This window comes from Virgisporangium ochraceum (genome assembly GCF_016863655.1).
In the GTDB taxonomy this organism is placed as follows: domain Bacteria; phylum Actinomycetota; class Actinomycetes; order Mycobacteriales; family Micromonosporaceae; genus Virgisporangium; species Virgisporangium ochraceum.
Genome location: NZ_BOPH01000082.1, coordinates 126,456 through 140,215, shown reverse-complemented (window position 1 = coordinate 140,215; position 13,760 = coordinate 126,456). Strand labels below are relative to the sequence as shown.

Genomic DNA, 13,760 nt, shown 5'->3' with positions numbered 1-13,760 from the left:
CGCGGAGGACCGGCCAAGGCTCAGGTCGGGTCCTCGTCGTGGGACTCGGCGGAGCCGATGGTCAGGAACGGGACCGGGCAGTCGACGCAGGTGCAGTGGGCCAGGCTCTCGCACCGGGCTTCGGCGACCTCGGTCAGCGCCGCGCGGATGGCGGTGAGGTCGGCGATCTTCCGGTCGATCTCGTCGATCTTGCGCGTCGCGCGCTCGCGCAGGTCCCGGGTCGGGTGCCGGCGGCGTCCCGCGTCGAGGAGGTCGGCGACCTCGTCGAGGGTGAAGCCCAGGCGCTGCGCGGCCTTGATCACGTTCAGCAGGGCCACCGTGTCCGGTGGGTAGAGGCGGTGCCCACCGATCGACCGGACCGGCGCGGCGAGCAGTCCGCGCCGCTCGTAGTACCGCAGCGTCTGGATGTTCACCCCGGCCCGCTCGGCCACCTCACCGGTGCGCAGTCCGGCCGACCGGGCCGGGATCACGGTGCCCCTCCCGCCGACACGGTCCGGGCCCGCTCGGCCAGCGACGCGAGCACACCGGCATAGGGCGCCGGCACCCGCACGTCGACCGTCACGCTCTCCCCGTCGGCCGTGGGCTGCGCCGAGACCGTGAACGTGAAGAACGAACAGCACCGCGTCTCCCGCGCGGTGAGATCGCGGACGCGCTCCTCCAGCCCCACCGGCCCGGCGAGCCGCACCCGGACATGGCCCGCGCCGACCGGTTCCACCTCGCGCACCGCCGTCGCGAACAGGTCCTCGAACTCGGCCACCCGCAACGGACGTTCGGCCGTCGGCAATGTGCACGCGGCAGGAACCTCGATCGACATCACAAATCCTCCACCAGGCAGACGAACGCGGTCAGCTCTGACGGTAAGCCTGTACCCCGGTACAGGATGCAACCCCTCAGCGGGCACGGGTTCGATCTGTCGTCGGGCGCATCTAAGGAGTAGCGTTACTACAGTATAGCGTCGCTACGTATGAAGCGGGAGCGATCATGGATCAGGTCGCCACAGCCCAGGTGCCGGCAAACGCCGCGGCAGAACAACCGGCCACGCTCGTGGCGTGGCCGCTGCGCTGGGCCCTCCGGGTCGTCCTCACCGCGCACACCCTGGCCGTGCTGGTGCAGGCCGCCTTCGCGGGACGGTTCATGTCCGGCGACTTCGAGATGCTGCGCGCCCACTTCGTCAACTCCCAGGTCGTCGGCGCGCTGGGCCTGGCGGAGACCGCCCTCGCCGTCGTGTACTGGCGGCCGGGCGGAGGACGGGGGTGGCCGGCACTCGCCTGTCTCGGTGTGTCGATCGCCGTGCCGTTGCAGATCGCCTCGGGCATCGAGCGGGTGATCGGTGTCCACGTGCCGCTCGCCCTGGCGATCTTCGCCACCTCGACGCTGCTCACGGTCTGGTCGTGGCGGTCCACCTTCGGCCAGCGCCGCGCGGCGGCCGCCCCGGAGACGACATGAGCCCGGCACGGATGAACCGCCGGCGCGTGCTGGGGCTTGCCGGCGGGGTCGGTGCGGCGGCCGCCGCCGGCGCGAGCGTGCCGTGGCTCGCGTCGCCGGCGGAGACGGGGCGGCTGCTTCGCAGTGAGCTGCCCTTGCCCGCGCCGTTCCAGGTTCCGCTGCGCGTCCCCCGCGTTCTGCAGCCGACGCGGGACGGCGACACCGACCGCTACGAGCTGACGCAACGGCCGGCCCGGGTCGAGCTGATTCCCGGGGTGTCGACCGGGATCTGGGGCTATGACGGCGAGTTCCCCGGGCCCACGATCATCTCGCGGAGCGGTCGTCGCACCGTCGTGCGCCACCGCAACCTGCTGCCCGTCCCCACCGTCGTGCACCTGCACGGCGGGCACACGCCGGCGTCCAGCGACGGTTACCCGACCGATCTGCTGATCCCGGAGGGCTTCCCGCCGGGGGGCCACGCGTCGGGACACCACGACCCGCGGGCGGACATCCGGGTGGGCAGCCGCGACTACGAGTACCCGGTGCTCCAGCGGGCCGCGACGCTCTGGTACCACGACCACCGGATGGACTTCACCGGGCCGGGAGTGTGGCGGGGCCTGCTGGGTTTCCACCTGGTCCGCGACGACGAGGAGGAGGCGCTGCCGCTGCCCGCCGGCGACCGGGAGATTCCCCTCATGATCACCGACCGGGCGTTCGGGGCCGACGGCTCGCTGCTCTACCCGTCCCTCGACCCGACCCTGCTGCACCGCCACGGTGTGCCCCGTCCCTACCGCCAGGGCGTCACCGGCGACGTGATCCTGGTCAACGGGACGCCCTGGCCCACCCTCGAGGTCGACGCGGTGCGCTACCGCTTCCGCGTCCTCAACGCCTCGAATACGCGCCGGTACCGGATCGCGCTCGACCCGCCGCCGCCCGACGGGACGGGCCTGGTCCAGATCGGGTCCGACGGCGGCCTGCTGGAACGTCCGATCGCCCACGACCGGATCGAGATCGCGCCGGCGGAGCGGTTCGACATCGTGGTCGACTTCTCCAGTTACCGCGCGGGTCAGGCCGTCACCCTGCGGAACGACCTCGGCCGCGGCACGACCGCCGACGTCATGCAGTTCCGGGTGGGGCGGCGGGCCGTCGACGACAGCTCGGTTCCCCAGCGGCTGTCCACCATCGAGCCGCTGCGTCCCCGGATGGCGACGACGACCCGCGACTTCGTGTTCCGCACCAGCGGCGACCATGTCTGGGAGATCAACGGGCAGCCGTTCGACCCGGGTCGCAGCGACGCCACGCCGCGGCTGGGCGACGTGGAGATCTGGCGGTTCACGACCGACTTCCACCACCCCGTCCACATCCACCTGGTGCAGTGTCAGGTGCTGCAGCGGGGCGTCGAGGACCGTGGTCCCTACGATGCCGGCTGGAAGGACACCATCGATCTGCGCCCGTCGGAGCACGTGTCCGTCATCGCCCGCTTCGCGGGCCACAAAGGACGATTTGTATTCCATTGCCACAACCTCGAACACGAGGACATGGCGATGATGGGCAACTTCGAAGTGGTGTAGGAAGCGTATTTCTCATACTGAAAAACGCCTATTAAGTAGCACCGGTCAACGAATTCTCCCATGCCTGCGCGCCCACGTAAAACGTGGGCGCGCTCCGCATTGGCGGAGGTGGACGGGAATCGAACCCGCCTGGCCGAGGTGCTCGGCCACGTCAGTTTTGAAGACCGCGGGGACCACCAGGCACCCAGACACCTCCGCCCCAGAACCTACTGGAGATCGACCGCCATCGTCAATGCTCAGGCGCCTTTCGGGCCAAGGTCGAATCCATAAGACGACCTTATGGATTTGATTGTCTTCCCGAAATGAAATTAGCTTATGTATTGCAACGCTACGTATCCGTCAATACGATGTGACAGTCGACACCGAATGGCGCGGAACTTACTTACCAGTAATTCTCGCACCGAAGGCCGGAAATGGCCTTCAGCAGCACGGCGTCCCATCCGATCGGTTGCATTACGTCACGCCGCCCTCCTCCAAGCGAACCAACCCGCGACAAACAGGAAGGTATGAATCGCCATGGAGATGCGCAATCAGGATCGCCGATACTTTCGAGTCGACCTGCACCACCAGGACAGGTACCGCTTCCGGTCACAGGCCAGCGAGGACGGCCGTCAGCACGGCGAGTCCTACCTGTCCGACGAACCGGACCCGGTGGGCGAGGCCGCCGCGCCGGCGACCCCGGCACTGCTCGGATCCGCGATCGCACACTGCCTCTCGGCCAGCCTGCTGGAGACCCTGCGCCACGCCCATCTGCCCGTCGACGACTTCCGTTCCGAGGTCGTCGCCGTGGTGGCGCCGAACTCGCAGGGGCTGCCGAGGATCGACCACGTCGACGTCGTGCTCCGCCCGGTGCTGATGGAGCGCTCGGGCCGCACCCGCCGGTGCGAGGAGGTCTTCGAGAAGCACTGCACGGTGACGTCCTCGGTGCGCGACGGCATCGACGTCCGCGTCCGCGTGGAGTGGGAGTACACCGACACGCCGACGCCGGCGGGGAGCGTCGCCGGTCCCGAACGGGTCGTGGCCGCGCGCGACTAGTCCACGTCGATGCCGTCGGCCATCCTGACGCCGATCCTCGGCACGGTCATCATCTGGGCGGCGAGTGCCATCGCGGGGTTGACGCTCGCCGCGTTACTGGCCACCGGCTCGCTGAGCCAGTCGCCGTTGGTGCGACACCCGGCCGACCTCGTCATCCTGCTCACTCGTGGCGTTCCCACCAGCCTGCTCGTCGTCGTCGCCGGTCTCGCGGCCATGCCCCAGGTACCACCCGCCTGGATGCCGAACCCCTTTCCCGGTACCTCCGACGGGATGGTCCTGGTGGCGTGGGCGATCGTGGTCGCGCTGGCGCTGGGCTCGACGGGTCACCTCGCGGTCATCTTCCGGAGCGGGTACCGGTCACTCGGCACCGCCCGGCTCGAGCAGGCGCGGGTTCTGGGACTGTCCAGGTGGAGGCGGTACCGGCTCCTGGTACGCGAGTCGGCCACCGCCAGCCTCCCGCCGACCGGCGCCCGGATGGTCCATCACCTGCACAACACCGCGTTCGCGGCGCTGTTCCCGGTCGCCGATCTGTTCGGCTGGGTGCAGGGCCGGTCGCACGAGACGTTCGAGGTGACGCGGTACGCCACCATCGGCGCCGGCGTGTACGTCGTCCTGAGTTTCCTGATCTGGACGGCGACCCGCATCCTCGAGCACCGCCTCGGCACCCGCCGCCGCACCCCGGTCGTGCGGACCGGATCCGCACCGCGCGTTCCGATCGGGGGACGCGCGTGATCGTCAACCTGTTGATCGGGCTGCCGGACCAGCGACCGGGCGGGCTGCTGCTCAGCGTGTTCAGCGCGGTTGTGGCCGGCGGCCTCGCATTGGCGGTCGGCATCGTGTACGCGACCGCCTGCGTCGCCGCGCCCCGCGTGACGTTGTCGGTGCAGGGAGGCCTGGCCATCCTGCGCGGAGTACCCCTCCTCATCCTCGTGTTCGCCCTGGCGCAGACGACGACGCTGCCGTTGGTGGCCAGCGGCTTCGTCGCCCTGTTCCTCTACTCCGTCTCCCACGTCGGCGAGGCTCTGCGGTCCTATCTGGCCGCCTACCCGCCGCAGCTACGGGAACAGGCCCGGCTGCTGGGAATCTCACCGACACGCGAGTGGCTGATGTTCCGCATTCCCTGGACGCTGCGCCGGTCGCTCGACGCGCTCGGAACCCACTGGGTCTCGCTTCTCAAGGACACCGGTGCGCTGACGGTGCTCGGTATCGGCGAGCTCACCACCGTGGCACGCATCCTCAGCGAACGAACCGACACCAGCGGCTGGCTGACGGTGCTCCTCGTCGCGGCGGCGATCTACCTGGTGACCATCGCCGTCCTCACACAGACCCTGTCCTACCTGACTATCCGATTCGCTAAGCAGGCGAGGTGAACGGCACATGGCGCGGAAACCCAGACCCCGGTTCGGCCCGGTGGCAGCGAGGATCCTGCTGGTGGTGGGACTGCTGCTCGGCGGCGCGAGCTGTGCGAAAGCCGGCGAGGCCAACGCCGGCGCGCAGTCCCTCCTCGACGAGATCAAGAAGCGCGGCGTCCTCAAGGTGGGCAGCCGGGTCGACAACCCGCCGCACAGCTCCTTCGACGAGCAGGGACGGTGGGTCGGATTCGACAACGACATCGCCGCCGCGATCGCCAAGCGGTGGGGCGTCAAGCTGGAAATGGTGAAGGTCGACGAGCTCACCCGGATCAGCTTCCTGCAGAACGGCAAGGTCGACCTGTCCGTGGCGAGCATCAGCAAGACCCGCAAGCGCGGAGACCAGGTCGACTTCAGCCAGACCTACTTCCACTCCGTGCAGACCTTCGTCGTCCGCAAGAACACCGCGACCTCCTACAAGGACCTCGTCGGCAAGCGGGTCGGCGCGAGCCGAGGGAGCAGTTCGATCGGCAACTGGAAGGCATGGCTCAAGCGCAACGGCGTCACCGGCGACCCGGAGATCGAGGAGTTCGGCGACAAGCGGGCCGCCCTCGCGGCCGTGAAGCAGGGCGCCATCGCCGGGTGGACCGAGGACTACGAGGTGCTCGCCAGCTACGCCCGCAACGAGCCCGACCTCACCGTGCTGAACGTGCCCGGCGGCACGGGCGTGAAGCTGGACGGCATCGCCATGCGCAAGAACGACTCGACCCTGCGCAACGCCGTGGACCTGGCGCTGCAGGACATCATGGCCTCGGGCGAGTACGACCAGATGTACGACCGTTGGTTCGGCCCGTCGTCGACCGCACCGGTCCCCCGTCAGGGAAGCGTCGAGGTGTGGCCCAATGGGTGAGTCCTGTGTCAACGTCCGCTGCTGCGACCTGAGCGTCTGCGTCGGCGAGGTGACGCTCGTCGAGAACGTGACGTTCGAGTGCTGCAGCGGCGAGTGGATCGTCCTCGCCGGCCCGAGCGGCGCCGGCAAGACCACCCTGCTGCGCGCCATCAACGGGCTCTGCCCACCCACCGCGGGCCGGGTGTGGGCGCTCGGCTCGTGGATGCCCGGCCGCAGCCACCGGGAGGCCGAGCAGGTCTGGCGCAGCACCGGCACGGTGCAGCAGGAGCTGGCGCTGTTCGAGAGCCTGTCGGCGCTGGACAACGTGGCGGCCGGCGTCCGGAGATTCGGGGTGTCCCGGTCGGAGGCGCGCCGGTCGGCACGGTCGTGGCTCGAGCGGTTCGAGCTCGGCGACAAGCACGCGTCGTTCCCGCACGCGTTGTCTGGTGGGGAACGCCAACGGGTCGCTCTCGCCCGGGCGCTCGCTCCGCAGCCGCAGCTCCTGATCCTCGACGAGCCGACCGCCCACCTCGACGACGGGTCGGCCCGGATCGTCCTGACCGCGATCAAGGAGCTGGTGCACCAGGGAGCGACCGTCGTGATGTCCAGTCACCGCGACGAGGAGGTCGCACCGCTGCAGACGTGCCGGATCGAGATGGAGGCCGGTCGGGTCACCCGGATCTGCGTCTGAGGCGTCACGACGTCTGTTCGTGCGGACGGATCATCATCTGCCAGGCCGCCTCGACACCCGGACTGTCGGGGCCCTGGCGCCGCACGGCGTACACCGGCAGGCAGCCGCAGTTGCGTCCGAGCACCGCCAGCGCACCCGAGGCGATGTCGTCGGCAACGGCGACCGACGGCATGGCCGCCAGGAAGTGGGGCGAGCTCAGCACCGACCGGCGGGCGGCCTCCATGCTGCCCACGAACATCTGCGAGGCCAGACCGTAGTGGTCGCCCAGCGCCTCCGCGACGAGGGCCTCCGTGGCGGAGCCGGGCGCCCAGACCAGATACCTCGTCGACCGCAGCATGTCGCGGGAGAAGTCGGTCCGCGTGGCGAAGGGATGGCCGGGGTGCGACACGAGCACCACGTCGGTCTTGTCGACCTCGGTGCGCACGAGGTTGGGCTGCGCCTCGTGCGTCCCGTCGACCAGGCCGCACTCGAGCTGTCCGGAGGCCACCTCCGCGCACACCTCGTCGCCCGGCGCGACCACGACGCCCACGCTGATCCCCGGGTGGTTCGCGGCGAACTGGCCGAGCACCGCGGGCAGATAGAAGGATGCGGTCAGCTCGGTGGCGCCGATGGTGAGCGACCCACGTTCGAGACCGCGCAGCCCCTGCACCACCTTCTCGAGGTTCTCCAACGCGCGCATGACGAGGAGGCAGACGCCGGCGACCTCCACCCCGGCGTTGGTGAGCCGGACGTTGCGACCGACCCGTTCGAGCAGGCGGATGCCGAGTGCGCGCTCGAGCAGCTGGACCTGCTGCGTGACCGCGGGTTGGCTGAGACGCAGGACCTGCGCGGCGTGGGTGACGTGCTCGCGCGAGGCGACGGCGAGGAAGGTCCGGATCTGTTCCAGCGTGTAGGTCGGACGCAGGAACGAGTCGGTCACCAGCGCGGAGTCCGGCAGGGCGTCGGCCCTCAGGCTCCGGGTGGTGGGAGCGATTCCGGCCGGGGAAGCGCCATTTCGACGGCCGGCCGGTTGTGCCCGAAAACGCGCTGATTCCGTTTCACGTCTGCGCACAATAAGCCTCCCCCGTTGCACGCCGGCTCCTTTTAATTATAGCGAGTCTTCGATCTTCCGGTACCCGTGTGATCAGCAAGAATCACGTCAATTCATCAGCCATTACCGGCGAAAACAAGTCAGGTGGCACATTGGAGGCATTCGTCATGGAACGACCGCGCCGACCGCGACATCTAAGCCCAGCCTAAGCTTCCCTGCACTGCCAGCGCAATAAGATTGCCCCATTGGTTCCGTTTGTGCCGAACCAGAATGACGGCAAACATAAAACGAATATGTCGACCATCGAATCAATTTCCATTGTTGGTGCTCACGCCGCATAACCACGGAATGCCGGCGGCAAACGCCGGATTGGCGGCTACCAGCACCTGCGAAGCGCACCCGGCAAAACCCTAGGCTTTTCTTCCGATATTCGGCATACGGTCGGCGCATGGGCATCGAGACAACCGGCCGGCCGGTCAGCCCTGCTGTTCACACGCCTATTCGGACCGTGCTGCAGATGATCCTCGGCCATCACGTCACCGCGGTGGTGGCGGCGGTCGCCCGCTTCGACATCCCGGACCGCCTCTCCACCGGACCGAGCACGGCGACCCGGTTGGCCGGGGCGACCGGCGTCGACCGGGCCGGAATGCTGCGGCTGCTGCGCACCGCCGTCAGCCTCGGTCTCCTCGACGAGCCCGCCGACGAGACGTTCGCCATCAACGCGTTGAGCGAGTGCCTGCGCCGGGGACCGCACTCGTTGCGCGAGATCGCCCTGGCGGCCAACGAGCCGATCCACTGGCGCAGTGCGGCCCAGCTCACCGAGGCGGTCACCAGGAACCGGGCGGTCGCGTCCGACGTCATCGGAATGGACACCTGGCAGTACCGGGACGCGCATCCCGAAGGCCGCCTCGCGACGTCCGACCGGCTCGTCGACATCGAAGCCGCCGTCCTGCCGGCGCTGCAACGCGACAGCGCGCTGGAGTCGTGCCGGCGGATCGTCGCCATCGGCGACGGGCAGTGCCGGCTGCTGCCCGCGCTGCTGCGCCTGGCGCCCGGCGCGACGGGCGTGATCTTCGACCGGCCACCCGTGGTCGACCACGCCCGAACCGTGATCAACGCCCTGGGACTGGCCGACCGGGTCACCGTCGTGGGAGGGGACTTCCTCCAGCGGGTGCCACCGGGGGGCGACCTCTACGTCATCAAGGGCGTGCTCCACGACTGCGACGACGACTCCGCGTCGTGGCTGCTCGACAGCTGCTACATGGCCGCTCTCCCGCACAGCACACTCATCGCCTTCGAAGGCTTCCTGCCCAGCGGCGCGGCACACGATCCGGTCGCCCGCCTGATCGACATCAACTCGCTGCTGACCGTCAACGGCCGGGAGCGGACCATCGAGGAGTTCGAGGAGCTGTTCGCGAACGCCGGATACGAACTGACCGGAGCGGAACCGCTGCCGGCGGTGGACTTCCGGCCCTTCGTCATGCTGCGGGGGCACCGTGCCTGACACGTCCAGGGTCGTCATCGTCGGCGCCGGGCCCGCGGGGCTCGCCGTCGCCGCCGGGCTCCGTCGCAGGGGCATTAGCGCCACCCTGCTGGAGCGCGGCGGTGCGGTCGGGTCCAACTGGCGGTCGCGGTACGACGGGCTGCGGCTCAACACCGTCCGTTGGCTGTCGGCGCTGCCGGGCCGACCGGTCCCCCGCGGCGCGGGTCGCTGGGTCTCGCGTGACGACTATGTCGCCTACCTCGAGCGGTACGCCGACTCCCACCGGCTCGACATCGTCACGCAGGTCGACGTCGACCGCATCGTTCCCGGCGCGGGACCCGACCGGTGGACGCTGCGCACGTCCAAAGGCGACCTGACCGCGGCGGCCGTCGTGGTCGCCTCCGGGCCGTTCGACGAACCGGTGGTCCCGCCGTGGCCCGGAATCGACCACTACGGCGGCGACTTCGCGCACGCGGCGGAGTACCGGAATCCCGGGCCGTACCGGGGACGGCACGTGCTGGTCGTCGGAGGAGGTGCCAGCGGGTTGGAGATCGCACTCCTGCTCGCCGAGGGCGGCGCCGGCCGGGTGGACCTGTCCGTCCGTTCCTGCACGAACCTGTTCCCCCGGCAGGTCGCGGGCTATCCGCTCACCCCGCTGCCGGTCACCCGGTACGCCCCGGCGTGGCTGCTCGACGTCGCCGGCGCGGCCACGCACGGTCTGCTGGGACGCACCTGGCCCGATCCCCTGCCACGGCCCACCGCCCGGCTCGGCACCGCCCTCCACCGCGACGGCACGGAACCGGTCGTGGCCGACGGGATCGTGGCCGCCCTGCGCGCCGGCACGGTGAACCTCCTGCCGGCCGTCGCCGGGTTCACCGCCACCACCGTGCGGCTCGTCGATGGTCAGGAGGTCGAGCCCGACGTGGTGCTGGCGGCGACCGGATACCGCAGCCGGGTCCGGACGCTCGCCGCCGAACTCGACGTCTTCGACGACAGGGGGCACCTCGTCCGCGGCGACGGCGGCCCCTGTCCTGGCGCGCCCGGCGTCGTCTTCGTCGGCTTCCAACCCGCGGTCACCGGACGGCTGCCGCAGATGCCGTCACAGGCACGGCGGGCGGCCCGAACGATCGCGGCGGCCATCTCACGGTGACGTGGCGGGCGTCCGGCAGCGACGCTGGTTGGCGTCGACCCGTTCGGTGTAGCCACCGCGGTCGAGCAGCTCCAGCAACGGGATGATCACCCGGCGGGTCGTGTCCAGGGCGCGGCGGGCGTCCGACGCGGAGAACGGCTGCGGCAGCCCGGCCAGGATCCTCGCCGCCTCCTCGTCGGCACCGGGCGCCAGGACGACGCCGTCGGCGATCCGCAGCAGATGACCCGTGCGTTCGGCCGCGGCGAGCCCCTTGCGGTCCAGGCCGAGCGCGGCCAGCTCCTGGTGCTCCGGCGCCCGGAACGGCGCCTCCGCGAGCCGGGTGACCACCACGCCGACGGCCCGCGCCAACGGGCCCGGCAGTTCCTGAACCTGGTCGGCCCGCCGGATCCGCCCTTCCACGATCCGCAACGGCGAGGGCAGGACGGCGTCGACGAGCCGGCGGTGCGGGAGGTCGAGGGCCCGCCTGGCCGCGTCGACCGGCATGCCGCGTTCGAGCGGGTTCCTCACCGCGTACCCGGTGACCAGCGAGACCAGCCGCTCCCCCATCCTCCGACGGTGGTCCGGGTGGATCAGCCACTCCCCCACGGCGGGGACGTCGGGCGGTGCCACACCCATCAGGGTGAAGTCCGGCAGGCGCAGCACGCCGTGCTGGTCGAGCATCACCGCGCCGTCCGGGACGTCCACCAGCTCCAGCAGCCGCAAGCCCCGCCGCGCGGCGTCGCCCCGCCGGCGCAGCGCGGGCGGGCGCACGTCCAGAACGGTCACCCGGCCGAGAACGCGGGTCTCCCCGTGCGACTGGCCCGGGTCACGCAGGACGGCCCGGTCGCCGACGTGCAGCGGCATCCGGTCGCGCAGGGCCAACCGGGCGACCAGCCGTCGCCGGTCGTGGGCGAGCGGCCGGATCCGCACGACCGTCCGGCCGGAGCCGACATGCAGCACCGCCGCACCGGGCACCTCCCAGTCGGACTCCTCGGCGTCGCCTGGCCGGTCGAGCCGGACGTCGACGACGTCCGGCAGCGACCACCGTCCGGGGGTCAGCAGCGCCATGCCCCGCGAGACCGTAGACCGCTCCGCACCGCGGAGGTTGACGGCGACCCGGGCGACCGGCCCGACCGAACGGGCCGGCCGCTCCAGCGTCTGCAGCCCACGCACCTGCACCCGTTGCCGCGACGGCGAAAGCTCCAGCTCGTCGCCGATGTCGACCGTGCCGGCGCCGAGCGTGCCGGTCACGACGACCCCGCTGCCCCGGATCGTGAACGACCGGTCCAGCCACAGTCGCACCGGTGCGGTCCGGTCCGGCTCCGGCAGGCCGGAGGTCACCTCGTCGATCGCGGCGACGAGCCGCGGCAGGCCGGCACCGGTGGCCGCGCTCACCGCGACCGCGGGCACCGTCCCGAGGCTCGATCGTGCGAGCCGCTCACGGGCGGCCGCGAGCGCCGGTGCCGGATCGGCCAGGTCGCTCCTGGTGACCACCAGCAGCCCGTGCCGCACACCGAGCGCGTCGAGCGCCGCGAGGTGCTCCTCGGACTGGGGTTTCCAGCCCTCGTCCGCAGCGACCACGAACAGCACGGCCGGCACCGGGCCGACGCCGGCGAGCATGGTGCCGAGAAACCGTTCGTGGCCGGGCACGTCGACGAACGCGACCTGCCGCCGCGACGGCAACGTCATCCACGCGAACCCCAGGTCGATCGTGAGACCGCGGGTGCGTTCCTCGGCCAGCCGGTCGGGTTCCATCCCGGTCAGGTTCCGGATCAGGGTGGACTTTCCGTGGTCGACGTGTCCGGCCGTCGCGAGGACGTGCATCACCCGCTCCCGTTGCCCGACGCCGCGGCCACGACGGCGGCGCAGACCGTCTCGTCGAGATCCTCCGGGATCGACCGCAGATCCAGCAGCAGCCTGCCGCCGTCGAGGTGACCGACCACGGCCGGGTCCAGCCGACGCAGCGGAACCGCGAGCCGCTCGTCGAGGCTCACCGCCCGGCTCGGCAGGCGGACGCCCGGGGCACCGCCGGCGCCGACCACCGCCCAGCTCTCCACGACCCGCGCGTCGATGCCGTGCCCCACCAGACGCAACGCCATCGCGTCGGCGCGGAACCCGAGGCGGGGCAGCGGAACGCGCAGGGACGCGAGCGTCGGCGGCGCCGGTCCGCGCAGCGTCGCCTCCAGCGCCGCGGCGGTCAGCTTGTCCAGCCGCAACGCGCGCGCGATCGGGTGACGGCGCAGCCGCGCGACCAGCTCGCGCCTGCCCAGCAGCAGACCGGCCTGAGGGCCGCCCAGGAGCTTGTCGCCGCTGGCGGTGACGAGGGCGGCGCCGGCACGCAGGGCGCTGTCGGCATCCGGTTCGTCGGGCAGGGCCGGTTCGGGGGCGAGCAGTCCCGATCCGATGTCGAACACGACGGGCACGGGGAGAGCGGCGAGCTCGGCGACCCCCACGCCACGCGTGAAGCCTTCGACCCGGAAGTTCGACGGATGCACCTTGAGGACGAACGCGGTCGCCGGCCCGACGGCGTCCCGGTAGTCGCGGATGGACGTGCGGTTGGTCGTTCCGACCTCGCGGAGCCTGGCTCCGGTGGACTCCAACAGCTCCGGGATCCGGAACGCGTCGCCGATCTCGACCAGCTCACCCCGGCTGATGACGATCTCGCCGCCCCGGGCGAGTGCGGTGGCGGCGAGCACCAGGGCCGCCGCGTTGTTGTTCACGACGTGCACGTCCTCCGCGGCGGGCACGGCGTCGGCCAACGCGGCCGCGAGACCGGACGCACGGCGGCCGCGCAGCCCGGTCGACAGGTCGTACTCGATGTCGGTCGCCCCGCACGCGACCCCGACCGCGGACCGGGCGGCCGGGGACAGGACGGCCCGCCCGAGGTTCGTGTGCACCAGAACGCCGGTGGCGTTGACGATCGGCCGCAGGGTGGTCGGTCGACGGGGCAGCGCGGACACGGCCGCGTCGGCCACGTCGGTGGGGCTGATCTCCCCGCGACGGGCCCGGTCCTGTGCGGCGGTGACGGCCCGCCGCACCACGGTCGGCCCGAGCCGGTCGAGGGCGGCGAGCAGACGGGGATCACGCAGCAGCGTGTCGGTCGCCGGAACGGCCCGTCGCGGGTCCGGCGTGACAGTCGTCTTCGGCATCGTCGGCCG

General features: G+C 71.1%; 14 protein-coding genes and 1 tRNA gene. 9 read left to right on the top strand and 6 right to left on the bottom strand.

All coding sequences use genetic code 11. The annotated features are described in order from the left end of the window. Positions 1-20: 20 nt before the first annotated feature. Both Voc01_RS28250 and Voc01_RS28245 read right to left on the bottom strand, forming a co-directional pair. Complete coding sequence (locus tag Voc01_RS28250) at positions 21-470, bottom strand: MerR family transcriptional regulator (RefSeq protein WP_239160543.1); 450 nt, start codon at positions 468-470, stop codon at positions 21-23. Further along, on the bottom strand, positions 467-814 hold the full coding sequence (locus Voc01_RS28245; RefSeq protein WP_203930608.1) for a hypothetical protein: 348 nt from the start codon (positions 812-814) through the stop codon (positions 467-469). The genes Voc01_RS28250 and Voc01_RS28245 overlap by 4 nt, the downstream gene beginning before the upstream one ends. Positions 815-981: 167 nt before the next feature. Here Voc01_RS28245 and Voc01_RS28240 point away from each other — a divergent pair, with 167 nt between their 5' ends. Continuing rightward, the gene (locus tag Voc01_RS28240) at positions 982-1,446 is read left to right on the top strand and encodes a hypothetical protein (protein WP_203930607.1); all 465 of its coding nucleotides are present in this window, start codon (positions 982-984) and stop codon (positions 1,444-1,446) included. Next, a complete protein-coding gene (locus Voc01_RS28235) occupies positions 1,443-2,996 on the top strand; it encodes a multicopper oxidase family protein (RefSeq protein ID WP_203930606.1) in 1,554 nt (517 codons plus the stop codon). Before Voc01_RS28240 ends, Voc01_RS28235 begins: the two co-directional genes overlap by 4 nt. Before the next feature lie 100 nt (positions 2,997-3,096). Here the strand turns inward: Voc01_RS28235 and Voc01_RS28230 are convergent. Continuing rightward, positions 3,097-3,192: transfer RNA gene (locus Voc01_RS28230), tRNA-Sec, on the bottom strand. Between the two features lie 320 nt (positions 3,193-3,512). On the opposite strand from Voc01_RS28230, the gene Voc01_RS28225 reads away from it, so the two are divergent. The 5 genes from Voc01_RS28225 to Voc01_RS28205 are packed head-to-tail and all read left to right on the top strand — an operon-like array spanning position 3,513 to position 6,960. Then, entirely contained in the window at positions 3,513-4,031 is a 519-nt protein-coding gene (locus Voc01_RS28225; RefSeq protein WP_203930605.1) for an OsmC family protein, read from the top strand. A gap of 9 nt (positions 4,032-4,040) precedes the next feature. Next, on the top strand, positions 4,041-4,763 hold the full coding sequence (locus Voc01_RS28220) for an ABC transporter permease subunit (protein WP_203930604.1): 723 nt from the start codon (positions 4,041-4,043) through the stop codon (positions 4,761-4,763). Beyond that, the gene (locus Voc01_RS28215) at positions 4,760-5,401 is read left to right on the top strand and encodes an ABC transporter permease subunit (protein WP_203930603.1); all 642 of its coding nucleotides are present in this window, start codon (positions 4,760-4,762) and stop codon (positions 5,399-5,401) included. Before Voc01_RS28220 ends, Voc01_RS28215 begins: the two co-directional genes overlap by 4 nt. A gap of 40 nt (positions 5,402-5,441) precedes the next feature. After that, entirely contained in the window at positions 5,442-6,290 is an 849-nt protein-coding gene (locus tag Voc01_RS28210) for a transporter substrate-binding domain-containing protein (RefSeq protein WP_203930602.1), read from the top strand. Continuing rightward, positions 6,283-6,960, top strand: a complete 678-nt coding sequence (locus tag Voc01_RS28205) for an ABC transporter ATP-binding protein (RefSeq protein WP_203930601.1) — start codon at positions 6,283-6,285, stop codon at positions 6,958-6,960. The genes Voc01_RS28210 and Voc01_RS28205 overlap by 8 nt, the downstream gene beginning before the upstream one ends. A gap of 4 nt (positions 6,961-6,964) precedes the next feature. Here Voc01_RS28205 and Voc01_RS28200 read toward each other — a convergent pair whose 3' ends face one another. Further along, entirely contained in the window at positions 6,965-7,879 is a 915-nt protein-coding gene (locus Voc01_RS28200) for a LysR family transcriptional regulator (protein ID WP_203930600.1), read from the bottom strand. 559 nt (positions 7,880-8,438) lie between these two features. Between Voc01_RS28200 and Voc01_RS28195 the strand changes: the two genes are divergently transcribed. Together Voc01_RS28195 and Voc01_RS28190 are read left to right on the top strand one after the other, a co-directional pair. Then, entirely contained in the window at positions 8,439-9,494 is a 1,056-nt protein-coding gene (locus tag Voc01_RS28195; RefSeq protein WP_203930599.1) for a methyltransferase, read from the top strand. Beyond that, positions 9,487-10,623 carry a flavin-containing monooxygenase gene (locus tag Voc01_RS28190; RefSeq protein WP_203930598.1) on the top strand — a complete coding sequence of 379 codons (1,137 nt, stop codon included), beginning with the start codon at positions 9,487-9,489 and terminating at the stop codon, positions 10,621-10,623. The genes Voc01_RS28195 and Voc01_RS28190 overlap by 8 nt, the downstream gene beginning before the upstream one ends. Here the strand turns inward: Voc01_RS28190 and Voc01_RS28185 are convergent. Then, the gene (locus tag Voc01_RS28185; protein ID WP_203930597.1) at positions 10,615-12,426 is read right to left on the bottom strand and encodes a selenocysteine-specific translation elongation factor; all 1,812 of its coding nucleotides are present in this window, start codon (positions 12,424-12,426) and stop codon (positions 10,615-10,617) included. The two genes, Voc01_RS28190 and Voc01_RS28185, sit on opposite strands and share 9 nt — an antisense overlap. Beyond that, positions 12,426-13,751 (bottom strand): L-seryl-tRNA(Sec) selenium transferase, encoded by a 1,326-nt coding sequence (gene selA / locus Voc01_RS28180; RefSeq protein WP_203930596.1) that lies wholly within the window; start codon positions 13,749-13,751, stop codon positions 12,426-12,428. The genes Voc01_RS28185 and selA overlap by 1 nt, the downstream gene beginning before the upstream one ends. Between the last annotated feature and the right edge of the window lie 9 nt (positions 13,752-13,760).

Bases quoted from the DNA above. Each gene is read 5' to 3' on its own strand.
- Voc01_RS28185 (WP_203930597.1), bottom strand. From the start codon at position 12,426: ATGCACGTCCTCGCGACGGCCGGACACGTCGACCACGGAAAGTCCACC.
- Voc01_RS28240 (WP_203930607.1), top strand. From the start codon at position 982: ATGGATCAGGTCGCCACAGCCCAGGTGCCGGCAAACGCCGCGGCAGAA.
- Voc01_RS28245 (WP_203930608.1), bottom strand. From the start codon at position 814: ATGTCGATCGAGGTTCCTGCCGCGTGCACATTGCCGACGGCCGAACGT.
- Voc01_RS28225 (WP_203930605.1), top strand. From the start codon at position 3,513: ATGGAGATGCGCAATCAGGATCGCCGATACTTTCGAGTCGACCTGCAC.
- selA (WP_203930596.1), bottom strand. From the start codon at position 13,751: ATGCCGAAGACGACTGTCACGCCGGACCCGCGACGGGCCGTTCCGGCG.
- Voc01_RS28235 (WP_203930606.1), top strand. From the start codon at position 1,443: ATGAGCCCGGCACGGATGAACCGCCGGCGCGTGCTGGGGCTTGCCGGC.
- Voc01_RS28195 (WP_203930599.1), top strand. From the start codon at position 8,439: ATGGGCATCGAGACAACCGGCCGGCCGGTCAGCCCTGCTGTTCACACG.
- Voc01_RS28205 (WP_203930601.1), top strand. From the start codon at position 6,283: ATGGGTGAGTCCTGTGTCAACGTCCGCTGCTGCGACCTGAGCGTCTGC.
- Voc01_RS28220 (WP_203930604.1), top strand. From the start codon at position 4,041: ATGCCGTCGGCCATCCTGACGCCGATCCTCGGCACGGTCATCATCTGG.